This is a genomic window from Mesorhizobium sp. WSM4837, assembly GCF_055811435.1.
Genome location: NZ_JBVVQE010000010.1, coordinates 54,297 through 79,371 on the forward strand (window position 1 = coordinate 54,297; position 25,075 = coordinate 79,371).

The following is a 25,075-nucleotide window of genomic DNA, read 5'->3' on the forward strand; positions in this document are numbered from 1 at the left end:
GGCGAAACCATCGATGAGAGCGCCCCTCTCCCCGTCACTATACGGGGAGAGGGTGCCGGCAGGCAGGTGAGGGGCAGCGCAAAGCTGAAGCGATTGGCTGCCGAACAATTCTTCAGGCAACCGCGGCAATCGCGGAAAAATAAAAAATCTCACCCGCAAAGATCTTTGTCATCCGATCGTTAACCAAGGTTCATACGGTGAGCGATGTTGTTTCTCTGACGGCGTTCGTTCGCCGGGCGGATGACTGTCGATATCTGCCAAGACTGAAAAGTAGCTATTTGTTCGCGCGTCGGGGGTCGCCATGATGTTTCCAGCAAGCTTTGCATCACTGCGGCGCAAATCGGCGAAGATAAGCGGCGCCATCGCGCTTGCTGTTGGCTTGATGGTCGGGGCCGCTGCGCAGGCTGAGCCTATCCGCGGCGCCGGATCGACACTGGCCGCCCCGATCATCGGCAAATGGGCAACGGCCTACGAGAGCGCCCGCGCCGACGGCGGGGACTATGTCTCGCCCGACTGGAAGGTCGACTACGAAATCGTTGGCTCGCTCGCCGGCGTTCTGCGTCTCGACCAGCCGGACATCGACTTTGCCGCGACGGATGCGCCGATCAATGCCGCCGAACTTGGGAAAGCTGGCCGCCAGCAGTTTCCGATCGTGATGGGCGCCATCGCCGTCGTCGTCAATCTCGACGGCATCGGCCCGGGAAGCCTTCGCCTGACGGGGCCGGTGCTGGCCGACATCTATCTGGGCAAGATCCAGTCATGGTCCGATCCCGCGATCAAGGCGGTGAATCCGGACCTGACGCTGCCCGATCTCAGGATCAGCGTTGTTCACCGCAAGGATGGCTCCGGCTCGACCTTTGTCTTCACCGAATACCTGTCGGCGGTCAGCGGGGAGTGGAAGGCCAAATACGGCGCCAATACACTGATCTCGTGGCCGCTCGGCACTGACGCGGAAGGCACACAGAACCTTATTCAAACCGTGCACGACACGAAGGGCGCGATCGCCTATGCCGAATCCGGCCAGGCCCAGCGCGCCAACCTTGCCTATGCGCTGATCGAGAACAAATCCGGCAAGTTCGTCAAGCCGGAGCCGGAGGGCGTGCAGGCTGCCGCGACATCGATCGACTGGGCGCAAACGACCGACTTCTTCGCTTCGCTGACCGATCGTAACGGCGATGCCGCCTATCCGATCAGCACGGCGGTGTTCGCGGTCGTTCAGGTCTCGGGCCGTTCGGAACATCGCTATCGCCGCGTGCACGACCTTTTCCGGCTCGCCTTCGCGCACGGCGCGGATGACGCCGCCGCGCTCGGCTACGTGCCGCTGCCGAAGGCGCTGGTCGCCCGGATCGAGCAATACTGGGCAGGGCAGGAGCCCGTCGGAAACTGAGCGGAACAACCAGGCTGCTGCTTGGCGCAGCGCCTGAACTGAACGTCATATCGCGCCGTGATGGCGGCTTGTTGGGGACTGCGTGACATGGACATCGATATCTTCAAGGACATCCTCGTGCCGGTGATCGGCGGGTTGGGCATCTTCATGCTCGGCCTCGACTTCATGGCCAACGGCATCCAGGCGCTGTCGGTCAACCGGATGCGCGCCTTTCTCGCCAGGGCCGCCGGAACGCCGATCAAGGGCGTGCTGGCGGGAACGCTGATCACCGGCGTCATCCAGTCGTCGACGGCGATGAGCGTCATGGTCGTCGGCCTGGTCAATGCCGGCGTCATCGCGCTTCGACCGGCGATCAGCGTGATCATGGGCGCCAATATCGGCACCACGCTCGGCAACGGGCTCATCGCCCTGCCGCTCGGTCCGCTCGGGCTGATCCTGGCCGGCGTGTTCTCGCTGATTTACTGCTTTGCCAAAAGCGAGAAGGTCAAGAACATAGCGCTTGCCGGCATGGGCTTCGCGCTGATCTTTTATGGCCTCAACCTGATGACCGGCGGCCTGCGCCCGCTGCGCAATCTGCCCGAAGTCATGGCACTGCTGCAAACACTGACGGCCGACTCCTATCTCAACCTGCTCAAATGCGTGTTCATCGCCGCCGGCGTGACCGCCATGATCCATTCGTCCTCGGCGACGATCGGCATTGTCATGGGCCTTGGCGCTGCCGGCATTCTCGACTGGACGACGGCCGTCGCCTTCTCGCTCGGCGCCGATCTCGGCACCACGATCACCTCGTGGATGGCTTCGCTCAATCTTTCGAAAAACGCCAAGCGCACCGCTTACGCCCACATCTCCTTCAACATCATCGGCGTGTGCATCACCATCCCGCTGTTCTTCGTCTCCATGCAGGTCCTGGAATGGGCCATGCAGTTCTTCGGCGGCGATCCCGCCATTCCGGTGATCGTCGACGGCAAGGAGACCTTTCCCCTGGTGCCGGTCGCGGTCGGCCTCTACTCGACCTTCTTCAACGTCTTCAACACGTTGTTGCTGTTTCCGTTCATCGGGGTGTTCGAGCGGGTCCTGTCGCGTGTCGGTCACACCGATGCCGAGGACACGGAAGATTTCTCGACGCCGCGATTCCTCGACCGCAAGCTAGCCGGCGATTTCGCCAAGGCCGTTCCCGCTGTCCAGCAGGAGACGGCCCGCCATCTGCAAGCCGGCGCCATGTTCCTCGACATCGCCCGCTCGTCGAAGAAGGCGCCGTCGGATCCGGGCGAGCACTACCTCGCAACCGATATCCTCAGCCGCGACATCCGCGCCTACACCGCCGAATTGATGAAGGAAGACCTGCCCTACGACCAGCTCGACCTGATCGCCAGCCTGATCGAGGAAGCCGACTTCACCGCCGCCCTGACGGAATCGATGCATCAGGTGGCGCGCCGCGTCAGGCGCGAGAAGTTCAGCGGTCCGGCGCAGGCCATCGTCGACGTCGGGCTGAGCAAGCTCGATGCCTCGCTGCGACAGATCTTGCCGACTTACGGCATCTCCGACCCGAAGGTGCCGGCCGGACATGTCAATCTGCCGGAGGTCGAGGAACTGCGTGCCCGCACGCTGGCGCTCGGACCCAATGCGGGCGCCGCCGAACGCGGCACGATCCTGGCCCTGCTCGGGTCGATCGAACGCGCGGAAATCCTGATCCAGCGCATCGATGCCGAGCGCAAATCGGTCAACCGGCAAAGCGTGCTCGCCCGGGCGTCGGCACGCAAGGAAACCAGGCCGCACGCGATGGGCGATCCCGGCCTCAGCCCGGTCCCGGCCGAGTAGCGGGGCGGGACATAGCGCGTTCGCATTAGAGGCGACGAATTATCGAAGTCGGCGCCGCCCCTCATCGCCCTGCCGGGCACTTCTCCCCGTATAGTGACGGGGAGAAGTGGCTGGCGGCGACCTAGGTGAATATTCTGCAACGCTGGTGATTGGCGAAACCGGCGAAGAGAGTGCCCTCTCCCCGTCACTATACGGGGAGAGGATGCCGGCAGGCAGGTGAGGGGCCGTGCCAACCTGAAGCGATGGGCTTGCCGTTCCGCTTTGCCGGGTCGCTTCGGCGCCTTCGCTCAGCATTGAAACAGCGCCAGTTCTTCGGCCGTGAGGTGGCGGGCCTTGCCCTTGGCGAGGTCGCCGAGCCGCAAGCGGCCGATCGCCACCCGCACCAGGCGAAGCACGTCGACGCCATGCGCGCCGAGCAGCCGGCGGATGTGGCGGTTGCGGCCCTCGTCGAGGGTGACTTCCAGCCAGGCGGTGCTGGCGCCGCTGCGCAGGATGTCGATCGACCGCGCCGTCAAATCTTCGCCATCGACCGTGGCGCCGGCGCGCAACCGCGCCAGCAGGGCCGCGTCGGGCAGGGCGCCGATCTGCACATGATAGACCTTGGCGACGTGCGAGGCGGGGTCGAGCAGGCGCTGGGCGAAACGGGTGTCATTGGTCATCAAAAGCAGGCCTTCGCTGGCCTTGTCGAGGCGGCCGACCGGCGACACGAAAGGCAGGTCGAGTTCTGCCAGGCAGTCGTAGACGGTGCCGCGGTCCTGCGGGTCGTCGCGGGTGGTGACCAGGCCGCGCGGTTTGTTGATCATCAGGTAGACCTTGCGCTCGGCGACGACGCGGCTGCCGTCGACCTCGATGCGATCGCGGCCGGGATCGACGCGCAGCGAGCCGTTGCGCACGATTTTGCCGGCGACCCGGACGCGCCCTTCGGCGACCAGAATTTCCGCCTGCTTGCGCGAGCACAGCCCAAGCTTTGACAGCGCACGGCAAAGGCTGACGCTGGGGGAACTGACGCCTGGGTTGGGCCGGCCGGCGTTCGGCCGTGGCGCCATGGTTTTGCGTGATCGTTCCGGCAAGTCAGGTCTTTCCCGCCAGCCCATCTCCAGCCCTGGCAAAAGCGTTTCCACGCCCTAACAGAAAGCCACCCGTGTGGGTATCCTCGTATACGAGTATCCGGAAGTGTGAGCTAGGGCGCCTTCGTTGCGACCGAGCGCCTCGGACATTCTGGCAAGGTCAGCGGGACAGAGGGGCGCCGTAGAGCGCCAACATCGCGAGCCTCGCACGCCGCTTCGCTGGCCTCCGACGTGGTGCCTGGCTGATCGCCGGGGGCGCCACGATCTTCAGTTTGCCCTGGGCTCGTCCTCGACAACGAAAGATGCGGCAATCAGGTCGTCGGCATCGATCCGCAGGGAGCCTTCACCTGCTCCCATGACAGCGGCTACCTTCTGAAAAATTTTCATCTCGTGCTCGGTAATCCGGGCGCTCCGCATCCTGGCTTTGAGATCAGCGATGCGCAGCCCCAATGTGTGGGACGTTCCAATTTCACGGTTCGACATGACAACATGCTCCTCCCCGACCCATGCCTTTTGCCTCCCCACCGGTATTCGCCCGTCGCCTATCATGTTTGCCCAAAAAATAAGGGATCGCGAATACAGCGCCCCGAACGCTGGTGCGAGGGGAAGGTTCCGGCGCAACATGGTCACGAAATAATACGGGCCGCCGCCGCCGGCGGGTGACCCGCAGGAGGTGGCTGGCCGTCATTCTTCGATTTGTGACGGACTCGCCGGCAAGGTGAGCTCAAAAGAAGATTTGACCGGATCCTCCCGGGGAGGATACAAAACAGGCATGTCCGAGGGCATTCATCGTTCGCATCCGGCTATCGTGAAGCGTCTGAAGCGCGCGCAAGGCCATCTTGCGGCGGTGCTGTCGATGTTCGAGGCGCATCGTCCTTGCGTTGACCTGGCGCAGCAGCTCCACGCCGTGGAGAGCGCCATCAGCAGCGCAAAGCGCGAACTGATCCACGATCATATCGAGCATTGCCTGACGGACACCGCGGAAGCCGGCGGCAACTCGCTGGCGGAACTCAAGCAACTGGCGAAATATTTGTGAGCCGTCAAATGCCTGTGCTCGGCGCGCGCATCCTCGACTGGTTCGGGTTCGGGCCGCGCGATCACGCCGCGCATGGTCATGGCCATCACGATCATGTGAGCGGGTCGCATAGCCACGGGATCATCGATGCGACCATTGCGACGACCGACCGAGGCATATGGGCGATAAAATGGTCGTTCGTCATCCTGGCAATCACCGCGGCGATGCAGATGGTCGTGGTCGCGCTGTCGGGCAGCGTGGCGCTGCTGGCCGACACGGTCCACAACATCGGTGACGCCACCACCGCCATTCCGCTGTGGATCGCCTTCCTGCTGGCCAGGCGCAAGCCGTCGCCGACCTTCACCTATGGCCTGGGCCGGGTCGAGGACCTGGCCGGGATCATCATCGTCGGGATCATCCTGTTCAGCGCCATCGTCGCCGGTTACCAGGCCATCGACCGTTTGATCAATCCCCGCCTGGTGACGCATCTGGGCTGGCTGGCGGCGGCTGGCATTGTCGGCTTTCTCGGCAATGAGGCCGTCGCGGTGTTCCGCATCCGCGTCGGCCGCGAAATCAACAGCGCCGCACTGATAGCCGACGGCTACCACGCCCGCACCGACGGCCTGACCAGCCTTGCCGTGGTCCTCGGAGCGTTCGGCGTCTGGCTCGGCTTTGCGCTGGCCGACCCGATCGTCGGCCTGCTCATCACGCTTGCGATCTTCGGCATCGTCTGGCAGTCGGCGAGCTCGGTGCTGACCCGCATGCTCGATGGTATAGATCCTGATGTCATCGGCGACATCCACCATGCCGCCGCGCATGTGCCGGCAGCGCGCATTGTCGAGGCCAAGGCGCGGTGGATCGGTCACAGACTGCACGCCGACATTGCCATCGCCGTCGAAGAAAGCCTGCCGGTCAGCGAAGCGAAGAAGATCACCGCAGCGCTGGAGCACCAGCTGTTCGAGCACATGCCGGCGCTTGCGGCGGCGAATATAAGATTGGCGAACGCGGATGCCGATCACCGCCATGGACATCCTCACGGCGAGCACCACGGCCACTAACGGTCGCTCCGACCGGCTCGTTTCCGTTCGCTGCGTGAAAGATGTTGAGACCGCCGCGTCTTAGTCCATTATCCCCGGGTCCATTATCTCTGGCTCGTGCAACGCGTGACCCGAGCGCCAAGCGTGGCCGGAAACCGGGATTGGGAAGATGCCCCAGGCGCCACTTATCGCAACCCTTGTCGCCGGCCTCGGACTCGCCTTCATCCTCGGCACGTTGGCGAACCGACTTCGCCTGTCGCCGCTGGTCGGCTACCTCGTGGCTGGTGTCTTGATTGGCCCGTTCACGCCCGGCTTCGTTGCCGACCAGGCCCTGGCGCGCCAACTCGCCGAGCTCGGCGTGATCCTGCTGATGTTTGGCATAGGGCTGCATTTTTCGCTGAACGATCTGCTGTCGGCAAGAAAGATCGCGATTCCCGGCGCTATCGGTCAAATGGCTCTGGTGACCATGCTCGGGCTCCTCGTGACGCAGGCGATCGGCTGGCCGATCGGAGCCGGAGTGGTGTTTGGGCTGGCCCTGTCGGTTGCAAGCACAGTCGTGGTCCTACGGGCGCTGCAGGAAATGCGGCGGCTCGAAACCGATGGCGGACGCATCGCAGTCGGCTGGCTGGTCGTAGAGGACCTCGCCATGATCCTCGCGCTCGTGCTGTTGCCGGCCTTCGCCGGTGTGCTCGGTGGCAATTTCAACGGGCCAAACCTTAACGGCAATGACCTGTTCACATTGTTTGAGCCGCAGACCATCTGGAGCGCGCTCGGGCTGACGCTGGGCAAATTGGCGGCTTTCTTCGCGATCATGGTTGTCGTCGGGCGACGTGTCATTCCGCCGATCCTTCACTACGTTGCTCACACTGGCTCGCGAGAGCTTTTCCGTTTGGCCGTGCTGGCGATCGCCCTTGGTGTCGCTTTCGGGGCAGCCGAGCTGTTCGGCGTCTCGTTCGCTCTTGGGGCGTTTTTCGCAGGAATGATCCTTGCCGAATCCCAGTTGAGCCAAAGGGCCGCTCAGGAAACGCTGCCGCTGCGCGACGCATTCGCCGTGCTTTTCTTCGTCTCCGTCGGCATGCTGTTCAACCCGATGATCCTGGTCGAGCAGCCGCTGCTCGTCGGCGACATTTTTGATCATCGTCATCGGCAATGCCACGGCCGCATCGGCCATCGCATTGATGTTCGGCTATCCGTCCCACGTGGCCCTGACACTCGGCCTAAGCCTAGCGCAAATCGGCGAGTTCTCCTTCATCCTGGCGGGACTAGGTGTCGACCTCGCGCTTCTACCAGAGGCTGGACGTGACCTGGTGCTTGCCGGAGCCATCCTTTCGATCCTCGTCAACCCGCTGCTGTTTGCGGCGTTGGATCGGCTGACGCCGTGGCTGAAAGCACGAGAGCGAACCATCGCCACGCAAGAAGGCAAATCCGAACCGCCCGAACTCGCGGCTACCAGCCTGACAGACCACGCGGTGCTTGTCGGCCATGGACGGGTCGGAAGCCTGGTCGCGGAGACGTTGCAAAAGGCAAGGCAGCCTTACCTGGTGATCGAGGAACGGCAAGTGATAGTAGAACAGCTGCGCGCCCGCGGCGTTGATGTCATTGCGGGAAATGCCGCCCAGCCGGGCCTGCTTGAGGCGGCCAACGTTGCCTCGGCCCGGTGGTTGATCAGCGCCATTCCCAATCCGTTCGAGAGCGGCAATCTCATCGAGCAAGCCCATGCCATCAATCCAAGGCTCGAGATCATCGCCCGTGCGCATTCCGATGCCGAAGTGGATTACCTGAAGAAGTTCGGCGCCGACCTGATCATCATGGGCGAGCGGGAGATCGCGCGCGGCATCTCGGATCACATTCTGAGCCGGATCGATGCCCCAGCCGCCCCAGTCGCCGACCAGAGCCAAAACGCGCGCCAGGTCGACTCAAAACCGATGGCCGGGTAATGGCGGCAGCTGCGCCAACAGCATCTCCAGCTTCTTCCGCTGATAGCGTGAGGTCTGGCAGGCGTCGGTCTTTGAAGCAACGCCGCGTTCCGGCACCTGCAATCACGGCCGGCCGACCTATATCCAACTGAAGCTTGCCGATATCGAGCGGCTGTGTCGACGGCGGAAACGTCGTTTGCAACGGCAATAGCTTGTTTGTTCGCATCACTTTCAGGGAGATAAGGAGCCATAATTTCCGGCGCACACATGATCATCTACAGCACGGATGCCGAGGCAGACCGCGCATTTTTTTCGCAATGTCCTACGTTTTCCAGCAGTCGATGCTGGCGAAGGCTGGTTGATCTTCGCATTGCCGCCGGCCGAGATTGCCGTTCACCCGGCCGCCGAAGTCGACAGCCACGAAGTCTATCTCATGTGCGAAGACATCAATGCTACGATCCAAGAGCTGAAATCGCACGATGTTGAATGCACTTCGGTCACCGATGAAGGCTGGGGCCCGCTCACGCATGTCTCGCTTCCCAGTGGCGGCTCGCTTGGCCTTTACCAGCCGAGGCATGCTTTGGCGCACAAAGCCGGGGCTGCTTAAGTGGCCGTTTTCCGGCTGCACCCGCTCATTGGCTGCCGATCACCATGCGGTTGCCCTCGCTGTCGCGAAATTCCGCCACCGTGCGGCCTGGCTGCCAGGGCGCCTCCTGCGGTTCGGTGATGATCTCGACGCCGCCCGCCTTCAACGCCGCGATCGTCGCGTCGACATCGTCGTCGACCAGCGCCAGCACCGGCTCCGCGCCTGGCGTGTCGTCGGCGCGCCTCACGAAATGCAGGTTCGTCACGGCGTCGGGAAATTTCAGCTCGATCCAGCGCCAGCCGCTGTCGCCCATCTTCTCGTCGGCCGTCACCTTGCAGGCGAAATGCCTGGTGTAGAACGCCTTGGCGCGGTCCTGGTCGAATACCGGCAGTTCGGCAAACTGGATGTGCATGGTCGTCGCTCCTGCTCCTCGATGGCTGCTGCCTAGCCGTCCGCAGGTGGAAGTCGATCCGGGCGGCCGAAAAAATTTATAGCGTGCGAGAATCTTTTCGGGAACGCGAAACGTCTTCTGCTCAGACCAACCATTCAGGAGACGAACCATGGGCTACAAACTCATTCGCTACAGCGTGAAAGACACCGGGCTGGAAGAGAACCGCGCGCTGGTGGCAAAAGTGTTCGAGACGCTGGATGAAACGGCGCCGCAGAGCGTGCGCTATCTCGTGCTCGAACTCGACGACGGCGAGTTCGTCCATGTCGTCGGCGAGGGAAACGACACATCTGCGCTGACCGGGCTTGCGGCCTTCGAGGCGTTCACGCAAAACCATGCGGAACGGCGCTCGACCCCGGTGAAGCGGTCGCCTGCCAAAATCATCGGCAACTACCGTGTGCTTGAGGAGAGCAAGGCCGGATAGAATGGGCGCCATGATCCAACCGAAATTCGATCGGCCGGCGCTTGAGGCGATGCTCTCCGGGTTTCGCCCAAAACTGCACCGCTACTGCGCCCGCATGGCCGGCTCGGTGATCGACGGCGAAGACATCGTGCAGGAGACGCTGATCAAGGCGCTGCAGGCGGTCGACGGCAGCATGACGGTCGAGCGGCCCGAGCAATGGCTGTTTCGCATCGCGCATAATGCCGCGCAGGACCATCTGCGCCGGCGCCATCGGGAAAGGTCGCGCATGACCGAGACCGACATGACCACCATCGAGGATCCTTCCGGCAGCGCCGACAGCAGGCTCGCCGCGGCGAGCGGCCTGCGCAGCTTCATGCAACTCTCGGTTGCGCAACGCAGCTCAGTGATCCTGGTCGACGTGCTAGGCCTTTCGCTGCACGAGACCTGCGAGGTGACCGGCGCAACGCTCGCCGCCACCAAGGCGGCGTTGCATCGCGGGCGGGCGCAGCTGCGCCTGCTGGCGTCGCAGCCTGAGCACGTTGCCGCGCCACGGCTCGACGCCGATGACGAGCGACGGCTGCGCCGTTATGTCGATCTGTTCAACGCGCGCGACTTCGACGCGGTCAGGGCGCTGATCGCCGAGGATGTCCAACTCGAATTGGTCAGCCGGCTCCGCATGCGCGGCAAGGCTGAAGTGTCGACCTATTTCGGCAACTACGAGCGCATCAGCGACTGGGCGCTGTCGCTGGGTTTTGTCGACGGCCGGCCGGCGATCCTGATCCGCAACCCGCAGGAGCCGGACGGCGCGGTGCGCGGCTTCATGCTGGTCGAATGGCGGGATGAGCGGGTCGTCCAGATCCGCGATTTTCGTTATGCGCCTTGGTGCCTGATCGATGCCGAGATCAGCACGATGGAGGGGTAGGGGAGGGTCGGCCTCCGGCCGCCCGCTATCCGCGCCGGCCGTCGCGCCAGCCAGCCGGCGAGACGCCCGCGAGCTTCTTGAAGCTCCGGCTGAAGGCCGCTTCGGACTCGTAGCCGACATCACGCCCGACCGCCGAGACTTTGGCCAGCCCATCAGTGAGCAGTCGTGCGGCCAGTTGTACGCGCCATCGCGTGAGATACTGCATCGGTGGGCAGCCGACGAGACGCGTGAAGCGGGCCGCGAGGACGGACCGCGAGACGCCGGTTTCGCGTGCGAGTTCTTCAATTGTCCAGCCGCGCGCCGGATTCTCGTGGACAAGCGCAACAGCCCGGCGGACGGCGGGGTCGCGCAAGCCGGCCAGCCAGCCGGTCTGCTCCGGCGGCAGTGCCTCAACATAGCGGCGAACGACCTCAACGAACATCAACTCGCTGAGGCGCAGGCGGATGCATTCAGCGCCTGGCCGTTGAACGGACACCTCTGCCAGCGTTAGCTCGATCAGCCGGTCGAGCAGATCGCTCGGTGCGCCGGCCGCGCGCCGGATGCGTATCAGCGGAGGCAGGGCCCCGAGCAGAGGATTGAACGGCCGTGCATCGCAGCCAAGGAAACCGCAGACATATCTGGTCAGGAGGAGGCCGTCGCCACCTTCGTTGATCACGAAGGGCAGTTGTCCGGCCGCCATGGCGCGAAAGAAATCGAGCGAATCTTCCGGGCTCAAACCTGATCGCACTCCGGGCGCACTGCACATCGCGTACGAATCCTCATGCGGGATCACAAGTATGTCGCCTTCGGCAAACTCCATCGGCGGATCGTCACCGATGCTGACCGAGCCCGATCCTTGGGTGATGATGTGGTAGGAAATCACATGTTGGGCGCGCGGCAGGATAAGATGGGCAAATGAACCCGCCCGCGGCACTTCCACGCTCCAGGGCGAAGAGGCATCGACCCAGAAGAAAAGCGCGCCGGTGAGCTTTACCACGCGCAGCACATCCGAAAGCACATCCTTGTCCGGCGCGGCCGAAGGTGCGGCATCGGCAACGACCTCTTCCGATGGCCGCCCAGGCGATCGCGCCAGAACGGACGCTGCAGCAAGCGATTGAGACGCTGGGTCATGGAGCGTGCCCATGGCCAAGTCTACTATGCGCCGAACAGTATATCCACCGCGCATCCCGTGGAGTCCATGCGATCAACGGAGGTCGGCCATGTCTACCTATTGCTTCTTCGACGTGCGTGAAATCACCGACCAGGCCAAGGTCGAGCAGTATCTGGCAGGGGTCTTTGCAACGGTTGAACAGTATGGAGGGCGCTATCTGGTGCTGGGCGGGAAATCCGACCTTGTCGAAGGAGACTGGCAGCCGGTCTATCCGGTCATCGTCGAATTTGCCGACGGCGAGCATGCCCGGCGCTGGTATTCATCGCCCGAATACGAGCCGCTGAAGGCGCTACGCGTCGCCGGAACCCGATCCAACGCAGTGTTCCTTGAAGGTGCAACGCCGGGATCGAAGCAAGCGGCGGCCCAGACCCGCCGGGGCAAGACATCGAAAACTCCGGCTGAAATCTACGACTCACTGTTCGTCCCAGCGCTGTTCCGACAATGGGGGCCTATCGTCGCCGCCGAGGCGCGAATAGGGAGGGGCGACTGCGTGATCGACATTGCCTGCGGTACGGGTGTGCTGGCGCTCGCGGCCCTCGACCGCGTTGGCGCGGAGGGCAAGGTGGTCGGGCTTGATCCCAATCCCGATATGCTTTGCGTTGCCCGCCGCAAAAGCACTCGCATCGATTGGCGAGAAGGGCGCGCCGAGCAGATCCCTTTCCCGGATGAAAGCTTCGACGCCGCGGTCAGCCAGTTCGGCCTGATGTTCTTCGACGATCGAGCAGCCGGACTGCGGGAAATGATGCGCGTGCTTAAGTCCGGCGGCCGGCTCGCCGTCGCGGTCTGCGGACCGCTCGACCAGTCGCCCGGCTATGCCGCAGTGGCGGATATGCTTGAACGGCTGTTTGGAGCCGACGTTGCGAACGCGTTCCGCGCGCCCTTCGTACTCGGCGATGCGGAGTTACTGCGCTCGCTCTGCGCGAAGGCAGGCATAGAGCGTGCCGAGGTGAAGCGGCACCGCGGAACGGTCCGTTTTGCCTCGATCGAGTCGCTGATCTCGACTGAAAGAGCCTGCATCTGGACGTTGGGCGGGCTTTTGGACAACGAGCAGTTCAAGCGGCTCCCGGAGGAGGCCGAGCGGGCACTTATGCCTCACGTGACAGCAGCCGGCGCCGTCGCTTTCGACATGCCGGCGCTCGTCATCACGGCATCCAAGGACTGACGCTGGCGACCAGTCTGCGATCAGGCGCTGCCTGCTTCACCTTCCCGCAAAGTCTATCAAACGACACGCACGCGGCGCGTCACCTGGCCATTGCTTTCCCAGTATGTGTGTTTCTTGGCAATCAAGGGATCGTCCATTGCCGGTTGAACCTGTCCCGTGGTGCTGACCGCGCGCGAGGTCACCGTGTGTTCTCCAGGCGACGGATTTGGCCAATCCAGGGACCAGATCTTCCAGGCGTGTTCGGCCTCCTCGCTGCGGTCGATGGTCGCCGGTGCCCATGGCGCTTGATCGATTTGCACTTCGACCCGATCGATCGGTGCCCCCCAGGCTGCCCCAATGATGCGGTAGTCCGAGTCCTTGCGGGTGACCTTCGCGGGCGCGGACTTTATCAGCGCTCGTCCGACTGAGTCCTCGGTCCACACGGTCTCGCCATTGCGCTCTTCCTCCCGGATGGTGACATAGTCACGCGCCATCAGAAGGCTCATGAAGCGGGTGTCGCGCACCTCGATGCGCTCCAGCCACTTGATGTTGGCGATGCCATACCAGCCCGGAGCAATCAGCCGCAGCGGAAAACCATTGGCCGCCGGCAAGGCGGCTCCGTTCATTTCATAGCAGAGCAGATTGTCTGGGTTCGTCGCTTCGGCAAGCGACATGCTGCGCGCGAAATTCTGCTGCATCTTGACGTCGCGGATGGCGACCTCGCCGGTGTCAGTGCCGAAAAAGACCACCTCGATGCCATCTTCCAGAACGCCGGCTTCCTCGAGGATCGGGGCGAGCGGCGTCCCTGCCCAGCGGGCATTGCCGATGCCGCCGGTGAAAAACGGAAAACCGTGGTTGCCCGAGCATTCCACTGTGAAAACGACCTCCTGGCGCGGCCGCGCCTTGATGTCGGCGAGAGTCAGTTTCAAGGGCTTCTTGACCAGGCCGCCGATCTCCATCGACCATGTCTTCTCGTCGATCGTTGGTCGATTGAAATGCGAGATGCTGAAGAACTTGTCGTTTGGCGTTATCCAGCTATCCAGATCCTCCCAGACAAGCTGCTTCTGGATGCCGACCGGATCGGGATTTTCGGTCGGCTGGTCCAGCCACCGAATAACCTCCTCGCTCGCCCGTGTTGGAAAAGCGTAAGCCCGACGCGAGGTATAGAGAGCAGCAATTGCGGCAAGGGCAGCACTTCCCTGAACAAGAAGTTCTCTGCGTTGAAGATCAGGCATGTTGTTTCCTCCCAGTTGATCCGGAAACAGGCTGCACGTGCCTTAGGCCGCAGCCTGAACATGGGTAGGCGCAATGAACGTTTGCCCCGCCCGGAGATTATCCGGACAGGTCAAGCAATCAGCGGCGCATCTCAAACATGTGAAGCCTTGGACGAAACTCTCGCTTGGGTTTCGCCTTTTTGAGGGTGCGCCTTTGAGAGGGAAGAGTCCAGTGTATGATGATCGTCTAATATTTCGAGATCAGGGAGGACAGCATGACGTCTTGGGAAATCAAGGGGCGCGAACTCGTCAATTGCACCTGCGAATATGGCTGCAACTGTCAATTCAATGCGCTGCCCGACAAGGGCCATTGCCATGCCGTGGCCGGCATCCAGATCGATGAAGGTCATCATGGCGAGACCGTTCTCGACGGCCTGCGCATCGCCGCGATCTTCAAATGGCCCGGCGCAATCCACGAGGGCAACGGCGAAGCCATCGCTTTCGTCGACGAGAAGGCAACCGACCAGCAGCGTAACGCGCTGCTGCGCATCATGACCGGCCAGGACACCGACCCGTTCGCGACGATGTTCGCCGTCTACGCCTCGACCGTGACAAAAATGAACGAGCCGGTTTTCACCAAGATCGATCTCGACCTCAATATCGACGGCCGCAGGGGCCGCATCTTCGTCAAGGACTACATCGAAACCGTCGGCGAGCCGATCCGCAACAAGGGGACGGGCGCGGACTCGCGGGCTCAAATCGTGTTGCCGAACGGCTTCGAATATGCCGTCGCCGAGATCGGCAGCGCTTCGAGCGCAACCAGCGGGCCGGTTCAGGTGACCACTAAAGACAGTTACGGCCAGTTCGCGCGGCTGCATCTCAACAATCACGGGGTGGTGCGGGCCTGACGCGGCGCATGAACGGCGGGTCGCCACTGGAACGGCTGCTCAGGCGCGACCGCGTCATCACGATTGCGGGCGTGGTGGCGCTGTGCCTGCTGGCCTGGCTTTACATCGCCGCCGGCGCAGGGCTCGGCATGAATGCGTGGGAGATGTCGAGGCTCGCGCTATTCCCCCACCTGCAAACTCCGAACATGACATCCGATATGCCCGGTATGGATATGTCTGGCATGGATATGTCTGGCATGTCCGGTATGGACATGAGCGCGATGGCGACGGAGCCGCGGGCCTGGGGGACCGCGAACTGGGCGCTGATGATCGGCATGTGGTGGGTCATGATGGTCGCCATGATGTCGCCGAGTGCGGCGCCGACCATCCTGCTCTATGCGCGCGTGCATCGCCATGCGCTGGCACGGGGTCAGATCCAGGACAAGCTCGCGCCGACCGGCGTGTTCATGGCAGGCTACCTCCTGGTCTGGCTGGGGTTCTCCGTCGCCGCAACCGCATTGCATTGGCTGCTCGAACGCGAAGCCTTCGTTTCGGCAACGATGATGAGTTCGCAGAGCCGCTGGCTTTCAGCCATCGTCCTGATCGGCGCGGGGATCTATCAGCTCTCGTCCTTCAAGAACGCCTGCCTGTCGCATTGCCGGGCACCGACGGCGTTCCTTGCCCGCCACTGGCGTCCGCACGCCCTTGGCGCGCTGCGTCTGGGCGCATTGCATGGGGCGTTTTGTGTCGGATGCTGCTGGATGCTGATGGCGTTGTTGTTCGTCGGCGGCATCATGAACCTGGTGTGGATCGCCGCGCTCGCCATTCTGGTGCTGGCGGAAAAACTGTTTCCTGCCGGCCCGTGGGTTGGCCGGGCAGCCGGCATCGCCCTGATCGCCTGGGGCAGCGCAACGCTTTTGGTCTGACGACCAGGGCCGCCTCTGTCGGCATTCAAAGCGTCGAGGAACTTTGAATTCTCGAATCCGTTACCGAATATCGTGGATGGGAGGCTCCGCCGATGAATGTCAGCGATGAAAGGACTGTATCGCTCTGGGCGGCGACCGAAGTCGTGCCCGATGCGGTGCCGCTCGGGCAAAGCGAACAGGTCGATGTCGTGGTCGTCGGGTCTGGGATTGCCGGACTGTCGGTCGCCTACGAACTGGCCGTCGCCGGGCAAAAGGTGGCTGTCCTCGATCGCGGCCGGATCGGAAGCGGCATGACGGCTCGCACCACTGCGCACCTGTCATCTGTCTGCGACGACTATTTTTCGGAGCTGACCAAATTGCGCGGCGAGGACCTGGCGCGGATTTTTTACCAAAGCCAATCGGCCGCTATCGACCGTATCCAATCCATCCGGGAGACCGAGCGTATCGCTTGCGATTTCCGGCGCCTTGATGGCTTTCTCTTTCCGGCTTCCGGCAGCCAGGAATCCGATATCACGCGCGAACTGGACGCCGCTCTGAAGATCGGTGTCGAGGTCGAGAAGACCAGGGGCGTGCCATTTGCAGGCTTTTCGGATGTGCAGGCCCTTCGATACGCCAATCAGGCGACCTTCCACCCGCTCAAATATCTCCGCGGGCTGGCCGCGGCCATCCGCGCGCGCGGCGGCGTGCTTTATGCTGATACTATCGTCGAAAAGGTCGAGGAGACTGATGGCGGCGTGCGTGTAACCACGGTTTCGGGCTTTACCGTGTCTGCCAGATCGGCCGTTGTCGCCACCAACTCGCCGATCAACGATCGGGTCGCGCTTCACACCAAGCAAGCGCCCTATCGAACCTACGCGATGTCGTTCGAGATCGCGCGCGATACCATACCGGATGCGCTGTATTGGGATACTGAAGACCCTTATCACTACGTTCGGCTTCAGCCTGGCGACGGTCGGACCGACTTCCTGATCGTCGGAGGTGAAGACCACAAGACAGGACAGGCCGATGATGCCGGTGACCGTTTCGCGGCCCTGACGGCCTGGACCAAAAGGCTGGTGCCCGATGTCGGCGTGGAAATCAACCGGTGGTCCGGGCAGGTGATGGAGACCGTCGATTATGCGGGGTTCATCGGCCGCAATCCTGGCGACAGCCGCGTCTTTGTGGCGACCGGGGATTCCGGCCAGGGCATTACCCATGGCGTTGTCGCCGGCCTGTTGATTTCAGACCTGATTCTGAAGGAGGAAAGTCCCTGGCGCGAACTCTACGAGCCGTCGCGCAAGACGGCAGGCGCGATCGGCGATTACCTGTCGGAGAATGCGACGGCGATCAAGAGTTTTGCCGAATATATCGCGCCTGGCGAGATCGATTCCGTCGATAAGCTGCGACCGGGAGAAGGTGCCATCGTCCGCGAAGGGCTCAGCAAGATCGCCGCATTTCGCGATGACGACGGCACGCTCTACAAGCGCTCGGCCGCATGCACGCATGTCGGCTGCCACGTCCACTGGAACTCGCTCGAGCGCTGCTGGGACTGCCCCTGCCACGGTTCGCATTTTGCAATCGATGGCACGGCCTTGAACGGACCGGCCGTGGCGCCGCTGGGAAGCGAGTAGGGCAGTAGGCAGTAGGCAGTGGGCAGTGGGCAGTGGGCAGTGGTGAGGAAGCCATTCCAGGGGCCATTCCCCTACTCCCCTACTGCCTACTGCCTTCCCTTACTTACAATTCCTTTTCGGCCAGCTCGCGAAACGCATCGGGGACCGATCGCGATTGGCCGAGCGCGACCGAGGCATAGCCGACCGCCTCCCAGCCGAAGCGGTCGCGGATCTTGTCGATGGCGTGGTCCGCGGTCCAGCGCGCCGCACCCTTCCTGGTGCCGGGGCGGAGGCGGTCGTCATCGAGGCCGAGCGGCAGTTCCAGCTGCAGGGCCGGCTGCTTCTCCAGATGCGAGACGGCGATCGCCAGCAGCGAAATGGTCTTTTCGTGCGGATGATCGACAAGCACCTTGCGCACCAGCGCCTCGGCGATCTCGGCCAGCATCGCGGTTGCCGAAATCGGCTGGTCGAGCGTGATCGAACGCGTCACCGAGCGCAGATCGGCAAAGCGGACGCGGACCGTCACCGTGCGGCCGGGCCGGGATTTCGCCCGCAGCCTGGTGGCGACCCTGTCGGCCAGATGCAGCAGGGTGGGTACGAAGATTTTTGCCTCGGCCGGTTTCCTGCCGAGCGCCGATTGCGCGCCGGCCGATCGTGCCCGGCGCTGCGTCTCGAGTTTTCGCGGATCGCGGTTCCAGGCCAGCGCGTTGAGTTTTTCACCTGCCGCCGGGCCGAGCAGACGCTCCAGCGACCCACCATTGGTCTTCGCCAGTTCGCCGATGGTGCGCACACCAATGCCGGCCAGCCGCTCCCTGGTGACCGGACCGACGCCCCACATCAGCTCGACCGGCAGATCGTGAAGGAACTCCAGCTCGTGGCGCGGATCGACCACTACCAGCCCGTCGGGCTTGGCCACCTGCGAGGCGATCTTGGCCAGGTGCTTGGTGCGCGCCACGCCGACCGAGATCGGCAAGCCAAGCTCGGCCCGCACGCGGCGGCGGATGGTTGTCGCGATCTCGGCCGGCGGGCCGAACAGGTGGGTGCAGCCGGCGACGTCGGCAAAGGCCTCATCGATGGAAATCCGCTCGACCACCGGGGTAAAATCGCCGAGCACTTGAATAGCCGCATCGCCGAGCCGCTGATAGTCCTTGAAATGGCCGCCGACGAAAATCAGCCCGGGGCAGAGTTCCCGCGCGCGCCGCCCCGGCATGCCGCCGCGCACGCCAAAAGCCCTGGCCTCGTAGGACGCGGCCAAGACGACGCCGCCGCCGACGGCGATCGGCTTGCCGCGCAGGGCGGGGTCGAGCAACTGTTCGACCGAGGCATAGAAAGCGTCCAGATCAGCGTGGAGGATGTTGGCTTCCATCCGGCCCGTTCGCCCGCGGCGGTTCGAACGCCGCATTGTCCTGAGGGTGGGTTTTGTGCGAACATAAAGAGAACAAATAGGGCGGATTGTCAAGGAGCGTGGAGGGCAGGTGGAGGGTAATCGCTTCAGGTCTGCGCTGCCCCTCATCGCCCTGCCGGGCACTTCTCCCCGTATAGGAACGGGGAGATGGGACACTTCGCAAAGGATTTCGCCAATCTCTGGCGTTCAGAAATGGAGCCGACGCTGCGGCCAGCCCCTTCTCCCCGTCACCATACGGGGAGAAGGTGCCGGCAGCGCGGCAGCGCCGACGTTACTCACCTCCAGCCTACGCCGCCTGCCGTGCCCAGAGGCGGTGGCCGTAGCGGCGGAAGAAGCGCGCCAGCAGAAGCTGCTGCCTGGCGCGGGCGAGATCGGCGCCGCGCCTTTCCTGGCGCCAGCGCGGCATATTGCGATAACAGGCGATGAAGCGGGCGGCGTCCTCGAGCGCCTCCTCAGTCGACTGCGCCGGGCGGATCGCCGCCACGAACAAGGCCTCGCCGAGCTTCAGCCGGTCGACCAGCGCCTTGCGCTGGCCATGGCCGAGGCGCGCCCGGCCTATGCCGTCGAGGCGGATAGCCGCGAGGGCGGCGAGCATGGCCGGGCTGTCGCTGGTATAGCCGCAATCGCGGGCGAACTGGGCGGAGAGGGCGTCCATCTTCGTCTCCTTGGCTGGCGGCGGCGCGACGGAGACCCGGTCCCGTCGCCCGTTCGTCTGGAGTATTTTATATAAGCATAACTCGAAAATTGGCACAAGTTAAACTTTTGCACGGGTTGAGCGGAACCGACTCGACTCTTCGGGAAAAACCCCTAATGATGTGAACAAAACAGGAACCGAGGCACCAGGGACGATGGCATTGCCGGGCAAGGAAGCAACGATCGCCGAGGTCGTCTCGATCGCGGTCGAGTGTATCGATTGCGGTCGAAACAGATGGTGGAAGCCGGCGGAGCTGAGGCGATTCGGGGTGACCGCGCAGACGCCGCTGGCGGCGCTGTCGGGGCGGCTTCGCTGCTCGGCCTGTCGCGCCGATGGCCTGCCGGGCGCGGCGGTCTCGATCCAGGCGGCGTTCATCGACGAGCGGCAGCAGCGCCGCGCCGAGGCGCGGATGCTTGGCGAGCGCGAGGTTCCGCTGGAGAGATCCAGGCGGGCTTGATGGGGAGTGGCGATTCCTTCTCCCCTTGTGGGAGAAGGTGGCCTCGCGAAGCGAGGTCGGATGAGGGGTGTTGGACGGATCGCCAACGCCTGCCTTTGCTCCAGGGAAGTGAAGCGAAGGCGACGGATTGCCGATGCCTCATTCCGTCCAGCACCCCTCATCCGGCTCGGCGCTACGCGCCGATCCACCTTCTCCCACTAGGGGAGAAGGGCGCGCTCCGCCGCCGCCCTAGTACCCCAGCAGTTCCTTGAGCGGGATGACGCGCCAGACGTGTTTTATCGCGTAGCGGTTGAAGGTCAGCGACTTCGGCGGATTGTACTGCTCGACGACCAACTCGGCGGCGGTCCGCTTGACCAGCTTTTTGATGAAGGCCTTGCCGTTGCGCTCGTTTTCCTCGGGAAACATCTCGACCACCACGTGGTCGCCGGGCACAGCGTCGCGGCCGCCGCAATAGAGCATCTCGCCGGGCTCGTAGCGCGGCACCATCGAGTCGGAGAGCACGTGCAGGGCGAACACCTTGCGCAGATGGGCGATGCCGGGCGGGCGCTGGACATAGCCGGCGACCTCGCCGTTGAAGGTGAAGTCACCGTCGTCGCCGCCGACCGCGGCACCCAGAAGCTCGATGTCCATCGGGCCGGCGGGCAGGGGGGCGGCGTCGGTGACGATCTCGGCGTCGGCGACATTGTCGGCGTCGTCGAGGAAGACGACCTCGCCCTTGCCGAGCGCCACCGGGTCGACGCGCAGGAAGGCGGCGGTCTTCAAAAGGTTCTCGGTTTTCGGCAGGTTGCGGCCGGTTTCCCAATTGCCGACAGCGGCGACGTCGGTGTCGTTGTGCTCGGCAATATGGCGCATCACCAGGCCGCGCTGCTTGCGCGCCTTGCGGATCGCCGCCCCGACCTTGATCGACAATGAGGTTTTCGCCATGGCGCCATCTGAAACATAAGAATCGGTTTCGTCCATGAAAGAATGGCTTGCATAATTTTTTGAGTTATGCTTATATATAGCCATGCACAAGCCACGCTCCATCTCGCTTTCCCATCCGTCCCGGCTGTCCTCCTCCCCGGCCGGGACGAAGCCCGAGGCTCGCGCCTCGGATCCGGTGGCCCTGCCGTCAGCGGCGGCGACCGGAACGGCCGGAGCCGTCCCCTCACGGCTCCGGCCCCGAATTTCGGCGCGTGCAATGCGGGCCTTTCGTGCAGCCGCACCGAGGACGGCACGGTCATCGTCTTCGCCCGGCGCACGGGCAGGGCGGTTTCCCCTGGGAGAGGTAATCGGCGACGCCGCGCCGCCCCTCACCTGCCTGCCGGCATCCTCTCCCCGTGAACGGGGAGAGGGGGCAGCTTCGGCATCTACGCAACCCTTTCGATCTCGATGGAAGAACATCATGCCCGCCTATACCGACACAAAATTGCAAAGCATCGCCCGCACGCCGGCCAGGCTGGCGCCGCCGGTCTGGCTGCCGCAGCGCCCGTTGGTGCGCGAGATCCAAGGGCCCGACGGCGAGGCCCTCAAGCTGCCGTCGCCGCGCCCCGCTGCCGCCGTCGGGCGCCAGCCGCATGTCGCGGCCATGCGCTTCATCGACTGCCTGTTCAACCGCTGCCGCGCACCGCTCGACCTGACGCTCGAGCAAAATCCCGAAAACGACGCGCCCGGCAGCCGGCCGGCACTGGCGATGCTGTGCTGCGGCTTGCGCACGCGGCCGCTGAAAAGCTACTGCGCCTATCACGCGGCGCGGTTCTGCGACCATCGCCGTACGGCTCTCGCGGACGCAGCGTGAGCGGCATCGGTCGAGAGTCTTCTCGCCAAGCACGGCGGCCCGGTTCCTCGCCCCCGCTGCGCGGAGGAGCCCAGGTTCTGCGAAGACAGCAATGAAACGAGGAGCCACAGATGAGCAAGAAGACCGCCCAAAAGGCCAAACCGCCCAAATTACCCACGGGCGAGGCCGAGCAGGTGCGCATCCGCAAGCAGGTCGGTCATGATTTCGCGCTGAAGGACGATGCCTTTGGCCGCAAGCGGCTGGCGACCGGCACGCTGGAGGCGAGGCGCGTCTATGAGGTGTCCAATAACGGCCACACCGCGACCGGCGGGATTGTGCGGGTGCGCAATGTCGACCCGCTGACCGGCATCACCTCGCTGTCGCGCCAGCAGCGCGAGGCGGGCATGCGCTACCGCGAGGATTTTCGCGTCTCGGCACAGGACGGCGTCAAGCCGATGGCGCTGATCGAGCGCGTCGACGGCGGACCCATCGGCGGCGGCGTTGCCGACCGCATCCTGTCCGCCGGCCGCGCCTATGCCGACGCCACCAGGGCGCTTGCGCATTGGGAGGTGTCGGTCGTGGTGCAAAAAGTCTGCTGCGCCGGCGAAACGGTGAAGAGCCTGGCCGAACAGACCGGCGAGCCGCGGGATGTGCTGTCGAAACTGCTCAAAATCGGGCTGGACTTGCTGGCGGTGCATTACGGCATGATGCTGATGCGGCGGCCGCGGTGAAGGGGCAAACGGGGCGTTTGGCAATGCGTTTTGGCCAGCGTCCTCCAATTGAAGGGCGCGGGTTTCCCGACGGCCTGTTACGCTGCGCCATTGCTGGTAAATCACAATGCCAAAGATGCCGCAAAACGCTCATTTCGCAGATACGGCGCCGACGTCTTCGGCGCTGACCGCGTATGACGAGCACTGCATGCTGACTTACATCCGGCTGCTCGATGCTTCGGCGGACAGCGCCGATTGGCGTGAGGTCGCCCACACCGTCCTGCACATTGACCCGGAGCAGGAGCCAGAACGGGCATTCCGCGCCTGGGCGACGCATCTGGCGCGTGCCCGCTGGATGACCGAGGTTCGTGTCGATCGGCATGATCGTGGCACGGAATGACGCGGGAGATTTTTCGTGGAACTGCCATCCCGGTCTGACCGTTTAGACAGGAAACCAACTGGGAAGCGCCCGATGAACTCTTGGCAAATCAACACCTTGGAGGCCTGCTGCCTGCTTGCCGTCCCGCTGTCGATGATCCTTACGGTTCTGGTGGCGGGTTTCATCCTTGGCTGAATCTGCACTGTTCAGTGAAGGAGACGGCACGCATGGCGGCACCGGCGTGAGTTGCGCCTTGGCATTCATCGCGCGCGACACCTTCAGCGACGACAGAAATGATCCTGCCTCTCAGTCCTTGGCGCGCTCCACATAGGCGGCATCAGCCGTCATCACCACCACGCGGGTGCCGGCGGTGATGTGCGGCGGAACCAGCGTGCGCACGCCGTTGGACAGCGTCGCCGGCTTGTAGGATGAGGACGCCGTCTGGCCCTTGGTCACCGGCTCGGTCTCGACCACCTCGAAGGTGGCGCGCTGCGGCAGCACCAGCGAGATGGCGATGCCGTTGTACTGTGAAATCTGCACCGCCATGCCTTCCTTGAGATAGGGCGCCATCTCGCCGACCACGCTTTCCGGCACCGCGACCTGGTCATAGCTTTCCGGGTTCATGAAATGATAGCCTTCGGCGTCGTGGTAGAGGAAGGTATGCTCGCGCTCCTCGACATAGGCGCGCTCGACCTGCTCGGTGGTGCGGTAGCGCTCCGAAACCTTCACCCCGTCGGAGATGCGGCGCATGTCGAGCTGGGTCACCGGCGTGCCCTTGCCCGGATGGATGTTTTCGGCAAAGAGGATCACATAGAGCTTGCCGTCCTTTTCGACGACATTGCCTTTGCGTAGGGAACTGGCGATGACCTTCACGGGCTTTATTCCTAACAGCGTTGATTGGCCTGGGAGCGCCGAATGGCGCAAATCGGCTGCGGGAGCCGTTCGGTGCGGCCTAGCGCATCTTGGCGGCAATCGCCAGTCCTCGATGCAAATCCTGTCGCCATGACCGCCGCCTCGCCCTGGTGGACGCCTGATGTTCACGCCGACCGGCGGCCGCGGTTGATCCTGCGCAACGCCATCACCGCGGCCGTGCGCGACTGGTTTGCCCGCCGCGACTTCGTTGAAGTCGAGACCGCGGCGCTGCAGGTCTCGCCCGGCAACGAGGCGCATCTGTCGGCCTTCGCCACCGAGGCGCTCGGCCCAGATGGGCGGCACCAGCCGCTCTATTTGCACACCTCGCCGGAATTCGCCTGCAAAAAGCTGCTCGCCGCCGGCGAGAAACGCATCTTCAGCCTGAGTGCCGTCTATCGCAACCGCGAGCGCGGCCCATTGCACCATCCGTCCTTCACCATGCTCGAATGGTACCGGGCCGATGAGACCTACGACAGCCTGATGCAGGATTGCGCCGGGCTTGTCGCGCTGGCCGCCGAGCGCGCCGGCACGAAACGCTTCGCCTTTCGCGGCCGCGAGGCCGATCCGTTCGCCGAGCCGGAACGGTTGAACGTCGCCGAGGCTTTTATCCGCTATGCCGGTATCGATCTGTTGGTCACGGTCGCCGCCGACGGCAGCACCGATCGTGAGGCGCTGCATGCGGCTCTGGTCCAGGCGGGCTTGCGCACCGCGCCCGACGACAATTGGGCCGATCTGTTCAGTCGGGTGCTGGTGGAAAAGATCGAGCCGGCGCTGGGGCAGGGGCGCGCCACCATTCTTTACGGCTATCCGATCTCGGAGGCCGCCCTTGCCCGGCCGAGCGCCGATGACCCGAGGACCGCCGAGCGCTTCGAGCTCTATTGCTGCGGCGTCGAGCTGGCCAATGCGTTCGGCGAGCTGACCGACGCCGACGAGCAGCGCCGGCGCTTCATCCTCGAAATGGACGAGAAGCAGCGCATCTACGGCGAACGCTATCCGATCGACGAGGATTTCCTCGCCGCACTGGCCATCATGCCGCAGGCAAGCGGCGCCGCACTCGGCTTCGACCGGCTGGTGATGCTGGCGACGGGGGCGATGCGGGTCGAGGATGTGATGTGGACGCCGGTGACGGGGTGAGGCGAGGCCTGCACTCTACGGCGCCCCCTCTGTCCTGCCGGGCATCTCCCCCTCAAGGGGGGAGATTGGCTGACCGCAACGCCGCACCTCGTCCTTCAACATCGGCGATTGAGGCCGGAGCG

The 25,075-nt window shown here is 63.8% G+C and carries 25 protein-coding genes and 1 pseudogene; 16 read left to right on the forward strand and 10 right to left on the reverse strand.

Going from position 1 to position 25,075, the window contains the following annotated elements; translation table 11 throughout:
* The first annotated feature begins 301 nt into the window (after positions 1-301).
* Both pstS and AC0L3D_RS08035 read left to right on the forward strand, forming a co-directional pair.
* Positions 302-1,387, forward strand: coding sequence for a phosphate ABC transporter substrate-binding protein PstS (gene pstS / locus AC0L3D_RS08030; protein ID WP_473629791.1), 1,086 nt, complete (start codon positions 302-304; stop codon positions 1,385-1,387).
* Between the two features lie 87 nt (positions 1,388-1,474).
* Positions 1,475-3,205, forward strand: coding sequence for a Na/Pi cotransporter family protein (locus tag AC0L3D_RS08035; RefSeq protein WP_473629790.1), 1,731 nt, complete (start codon positions 1,475-1,477; stop codon positions 3,203-3,205).
* A 287-nt stretch (positions 3,206-3,492) separates the two neighbouring features.
* Here AC0L3D_RS08035 and AC0L3D_RS08040 read toward each other — a convergent pair whose 3' ends face one another.
* Both AC0L3D_RS08040 and AC0L3D_RS08045 read right to left on the reverse strand, forming a co-directional pair.
* Positions 3,493-4,251, reverse strand: coding sequence for a pseudouridine synthase (locus tag AC0L3D_RS08040; protein WP_473629818.1), 759 nt, complete (start codon positions 4,249-4,251; stop codon positions 3,493-3,495).
* Between the two features lie 288 nt (positions 4,252-4,539).
* Positions 4,540-4,755, reverse strand: a complete 216-nt coding sequence (locus tag AC0L3D_RS08045) for a hypothetical protein (protein ID WP_023799088.1) — start codon at positions 4,753-4,755, stop codon at positions 4,540-4,542.
* A gap of 289 nt (positions 4,756-5,044) precedes the next feature.
* Between AC0L3D_RS08045 and AC0L3D_RS08050 the strand changes: the two genes are divergently transcribed.
* From AC0L3D_RS08050 to AC0L3D_RS08060, 3 genes and pseudogenes are all read left to right on the forward strand, one after another.
* On the forward strand, positions 5,045-5,308 hold the full coding sequence (locus AC0L3D_RS08050; protein WP_027154260.1) for a metal-sensing transcriptional repressor: 264 nt from the start codon (positions 5,045-5,047) through the stop codon (positions 5,306-5,308).
* An 8-nt stretch (positions 5,309-5,316) separates the two neighbouring features.
* A complete protein-coding gene (locus AC0L3D_RS08055; protein ID WP_473643808.1) occupies positions 5,317-6,345 on the forward strand; it encodes a cation diffusion facilitator family transporter in 1,029 nt (342 codons plus the stop codon).
* A gap of 148 nt (positions 6,346-6,493) precedes the next feature.
* Positions 6,494-8,261, forward strand: a pseudogene (locus AC0L3D_RS08060) (cation:proton antiporter domain-containing protein).
* A 301-nt stretch (positions 8,262-8,562) separates the two neighbouring features.
* Here the strand turns inward: AC0L3D_RS08060 and AC0L3D_RS08065 are convergent.
* Together AC0L3D_RS08065 and AC0L3D_RS08070 are read right to left on the reverse strand one after the other, a co-directional pair.
* A complete protein-coding gene (locus AC0L3D_RS08065) occupies positions 8,563-8,769 on the reverse strand; it encodes a hypothetical protein (RefSeq protein WP_473629787.1) in 207 nt (68 codons plus the stop codon).
* Between the two features lie 103 nt (positions 8,770-8,872).
* Positions 8,873-9,238 carry a VOC family protein gene (locus tag AC0L3D_RS08070; RefSeq protein WP_473643810.1) on the reverse strand — a complete coding sequence of 122 codons (366 nt, stop codon included), beginning with the start codon at positions 9,236-9,238 and terminating at the stop codon, positions 8,873-8,875.
* A gap of 148 nt (positions 9,239-9,386) precedes the next feature.
* Between AC0L3D_RS08070 and AC0L3D_RS08075 the strand changes: the two genes are divergently transcribed.
* Together AC0L3D_RS08075 and AC0L3D_RS08080 are read left to right on the forward strand one after the other, a co-directional pair.
* Entirely contained in the window at positions 9,387-9,698 is a 312-nt protein-coding gene (locus tag AC0L3D_RS08075; protein ID WP_023799082.1) for a hypothetical protein, read from the forward strand.
* 10 nt (positions 9,699-9,708) lie between these two features.
* A complete protein-coding gene (locus AC0L3D_RS08080) occupies positions 9,709-10,599 on the forward strand; it encodes a sigma-70 family RNA polymerase sigma factor (RefSeq protein ID WP_473629785.1) in 891 nt (296 codons plus the stop codon).
* A gap of 25 nt (positions 10,600-10,624) precedes the next feature.
* Here AC0L3D_RS08080 and AC0L3D_RS08085 read toward each other — a convergent pair whose 3' ends face one another.
* Complete coding sequence (locus AC0L3D_RS08085) at positions 10,625-11,722, reverse strand: AraC family transcriptional regulator (RefSeq protein ID WP_473643811.1); 1,098 nt, start codon at positions 11,720-11,722, stop codon at positions 10,625-10,627.
* A 76-nt stretch (positions 11,723-11,798) separates the two neighbouring features.
* On the opposite strand from AC0L3D_RS08085, the gene AC0L3D_RS08090 reads away from it, so the two are divergent.
* Entirely contained in the window at positions 11,799-12,911 is a 1,113-nt protein-coding gene (locus AC0L3D_RS08090) for a DUF1330 domain-containing protein (protein WP_287375605.1), read from the forward strand.
* A 56-nt stretch (positions 12,912-12,967) separates the two neighbouring features.
* Here AC0L3D_RS08090 and AC0L3D_RS08095 read toward each other — a convergent pair whose 3' ends face one another.
* Positions 12,968-14,125, reverse strand: a complete 1,158-nt coding sequence (locus AC0L3D_RS08095; RefSeq protein WP_128170304.1) for a sulfite oxidase — start codon at positions 14,123-14,125, stop codon at positions 12,968-12,970.
* 254 nt (positions 14,126-14,379) lie between these two features.
* Here AC0L3D_RS08095 and AC0L3D_RS08100 point away from each other — a divergent pair, with 254 nt between their 5' ends.
* The 3 genes from AC0L3D_RS08100 to AC0L3D_RS08110 all read left to right on the forward strand — a co-directional run bounded on the left by AC0L3D_RS08100 (position 14,380) and on the right by AC0L3D_RS08110 (position 17,527).
* On the forward strand, positions 14,380-15,012 hold the full coding sequence (locus tag AC0L3D_RS08100) for a DUF1326 domain-containing protein (protein WP_128170303.1): 633 nt from the start codon (positions 14,380-14,382) through the stop codon (positions 15,010-15,012).
* Positions 15,013-15,020: 8 nt separating this feature from the next.
* A complete protein-coding gene (locus AC0L3D_RS08105) occupies positions 15,021-15,917 on the forward strand; it encodes a DUF2182 domain-containing protein (protein ID WP_473643813.1) in 897 nt (298 codons plus the stop codon).
* Between the two features lie 92 nt (positions 15,918-16,009).
* Positions 16,010-17,527 carry an FAD-dependent oxidoreductase gene (locus AC0L3D_RS08110; protein ID WP_473643815.1) on the forward strand — a complete coding sequence of 506 codons (1,518 nt, stop codon included), beginning with the start codon at positions 16,010-16,012 and terminating at the stop codon, positions 17,525-17,527.
* A gap of 103 nt (positions 17,528-17,630) precedes the next feature.
* Here the strand turns inward: AC0L3D_RS08110 and dinB are convergent, their stop codons facing one another.
* Together dinB and AC0L3D_RS08120 are read right to left on the reverse strand one after the other, a co-directional pair.
* Complete coding sequence (gene dinB / locus AC0L3D_RS08115; protein ID WP_287345379.1) at positions 17,631-18,872, reverse strand: DNA polymerase IV; 1,242 nt, start codon at positions 18,870-18,872, stop codon at positions 17,631-17,633.
* Between the two features lie 325 nt (positions 18,873-19,197).
* Positions 19,198-19,566: a hypothetical protein gene (locus tag AC0L3D_RS08120; RefSeq protein ID WP_473531882.1), complete on the reverse strand. Its 369-nt coding sequence runs from the start codon at positions 19,564-19,566 to the stop codon at positions 19,198-19,200.
* A gap of 193 nt (positions 19,567-19,759) precedes the next feature.
* On the opposite strand from AC0L3D_RS08120, the gene AC0L3D_RS08125 reads away from it, so the two are divergent.
* Positions 19,760-20,062, forward strand: coding sequence for a hypothetical protein (locus AC0L3D_RS08125; RefSeq protein ID WP_023799072.1), 303 nt, complete (start codon positions 19,760-19,762; stop codon positions 20,060-20,062).
* 228 nt (positions 20,063-20,290) lie between these two features.
* Here AC0L3D_RS08125 and AC0L3D_RS08130 read toward each other — a convergent pair whose 3' ends face one another.
* Complete coding sequence (locus tag AC0L3D_RS08130; protein ID WP_473531883.1) at positions 20,291-20,986, reverse strand: XRE family transcriptional regulator; 696 nt, start codon at positions 20,984-20,986, stop codon at positions 20,291-20,293.
* A gap of 460 nt (positions 20,987-21,446) precedes the next feature.
* Between AC0L3D_RS08130 and AC0L3D_RS08135 the strand changes: the two genes are divergently transcribed.
* The 3 genes from AC0L3D_RS08135 (at position 21,447) to AC0L3D_RS08145 (ending at position 22,928) form a co-directional block, all read left to right on the forward strand.
* Positions 21,447-21,839 (forward strand): hypothetical protein, encoded by a 393-nt coding sequence (locus AC0L3D_RS08135; RefSeq protein WP_051407815.1) that lies wholly within the window; start codon positions 21,447-21,449, stop codon positions 21,837-21,839.
* Positions 21,840-21,949: 110 nt separating this feature from the next.
* Entirely contained in the window at positions 21,950-22,549 is a 600-nt protein-coding gene (locus AC0L3D_RS08140; RefSeq protein ID WP_023799069.1) for a DUF6456 domain-containing protein, read from the forward strand.
* Positions 22,550-22,655: 106 nt separating this feature from the next.
* A complete protein-coding gene (locus tag AC0L3D_RS08145) occupies positions 22,656-22,928 on the forward strand; it encodes a hypothetical protein (RefSeq protein WP_023799068.1) in 273 nt (90 codons plus the stop codon).
* Between the two features lie 285 nt (positions 22,929-23,213).
* Here AC0L3D_RS08145 and efp read toward each other — a convergent pair whose 3' ends face one another.
* Positions 23,214-23,780, reverse strand: coding sequence for an elongation factor P (efp, locus tag AC0L3D_RS08150; protein WP_023799066.1), 567 nt, complete (start codon positions 23,778-23,780; stop codon positions 23,214-23,216).
* A 129-nt stretch (positions 23,781-23,909) separates the two neighbouring features.
* Here efp and epmA point away from each other — a divergent pair, with 129 nt between their 5' ends.
* Positions 23,910-24,953 carry an EF-P lysine aminoacylase EpmA gene (gene epmA, locus AC0L3D_RS08155; protein WP_128173020.1) on the forward strand — a complete coding sequence of 348 codons (1,044 nt, stop codon included), beginning with the start codon at positions 23,910-23,912 and terminating at the stop codon, positions 24,951-24,953.
* Positions 24,954-25,075: the final 122 nt, after the last annotated feature.

Bases quoted from the DNA above. Each gene is read 5' to 3' on its own strand.
- pstS (WP_473629791.1), top strand. From the start codon at position 302: ATGATGTTTCCAGCAAGCTTTGCATCACTGCGGCGCAAATCGGCGAAG.
- AC0L3D_RS08035 (WP_473629790.1), top strand. From the start codon at position 1,475: ATGGACATCGATATCTTCAAGGACATCCTCGTGCCGGTGATCGGCGGG.
- AC0L3D_RS08040 (WP_473629818.1), bottom strand. From the start codon at position 4,251: ATGGCGCCACGGCCGAACGCCGGCCGGCCCAACCCAGGCGTCAGTTCC.
- AC0L3D_RS08045 (WP_023799088.1), bottom strand. From the start codon at position 4,755: ATGTCGAACCGTGAAATTGGAACGTCCCACACATTGGGGCTGCGCATC.
- AC0L3D_RS08050 (WP_027154260.1), top strand. From the start codon at position 5,045: ATGTCCGAGGGCATTCATCGTTCGCATCCGGCTATCGTGAAGCGTCTG.
- AC0L3D_RS08055 (WP_473643808.1), top strand. From the start codon at position 5,317: ATGCCTGTGCTCGGCGCGCGCATCCTCGACTGGTTCGGGTTCGGGCCG.
- AC0L3D_RS08065 (WP_473629787.1), bottom strand. From the start codon at position 8,769: ATGCGTGAGCGGGCCCCAGCCTTCATCGGTGACCGAAGTGCATTCAAC.
- AC0L3D_RS08070 (WP_473643810.1), bottom strand. From the start codon at position 9,238: ATGCACATCCAGTTTGCCGAACTGCCGGTATTCGACCAGGACCGCGCC.
- AC0L3D_RS08075 (WP_023799082.1), top strand. From the start codon at position 9,387: ATGGGCTACAAACTCATTCGCTACAGCGTGAAAGACACCGGGCTGGAA.
- AC0L3D_RS08080 (WP_473629785.1), top strand. From the start codon at position 9,709: ATGATCCAACCGAAATTCGATCGGCCGGCGCTTGAGGCGATGCTCTCC.
- AC0L3D_RS08085 (WP_473643811.1), bottom strand. From the start codon at position 11,722: ATGGGCACGCTCCATGACCCAGCGTCTCAATCGCTTGCTGCAGCGTCC.
- AC0L3D_RS08090 (WP_287375605.1), top strand. From the start codon at position 11,799: ATGTCTACCTATTGCTTCTTCGACGTGCGTGAAATCACCGACCAGGCC.
- AC0L3D_RS08095 (WP_128170304.1), bottom strand. From the start codon at position 14,125: ATGCCTGATCTTCAACGCAGAGAACTTCTTGTTCAGGGAAGTGCTGCC.
- AC0L3D_RS08100 (WP_128170303.1), top strand. From the start codon at position 14,380: ATGACGTCTTGGGAAATCAAGGGGCGCGAACTCGTCAATTGCACCTGC.
- AC0L3D_RS08105 (WP_473643813.1), top strand. From the start codon at position 15,021: ATGAACGGCGGGTCGCCACTGGAACGGCTGCTCAGGCGCGACCGCGTC.
- AC0L3D_RS08110 (WP_473643815.1), top strand. From the start codon at position 16,010: ATGAATGTCAGCGATGAAAGGACTGTATCGCTCTGGGCGGCGACCGAA.
- dinB (WP_287345379.1), bottom strand. From the start codon at position 18,872: ATGGAAGCCAACATCCTCCACGCTGATCTGGACGCTTTCTATGCCTCG.
- AC0L3D_RS08120 (WP_473531882.1), bottom strand. From the start codon at position 19,566: ATGGACGCCCTCTCCGCCCAGTTCGCCCGCGATTGCGGCTATACCAGC.
- AC0L3D_RS08125 (WP_023799072.1), top strand. From the start codon at position 19,760: ATGGCATTGCCGGGCAAGGAAGCAACGATCGCCGAGGTCGTCTCGATC.
- AC0L3D_RS08130 (WP_473531883.1), bottom strand. From the start codon at position 20,986: ATGGCGAAAACCTCATTGTCGATCAAGGTCGGGGCGGCGATCCGCAAG.
- AC0L3D_RS08135 (WP_051407815.1), top strand. From the start codon at position 21,447: ATGCCCGCCTATACCGACACAAAATTGCAAAGCATCGCCCGCACGCCG.
- AC0L3D_RS08140 (WP_023799069.1), top strand. From the start codon at position 21,950: ATGAGCAAGAAGACCGCCCAAAAGGCCAAACCGCCCAAATTACCCACG.
- AC0L3D_RS08145 (WP_023799068.1), top strand. From the start codon at position 22,656: ATGCCAAAGATGCCGCAAAACGCTCATTTCGCAGATACGGCGCCGACG.
- epmA (WP_128173020.1), top strand. From the start codon at position 23,910: ATGACCGCCGCCTCGCCCTGGTGGACGCCTGATGTTCACGCCGACCGG.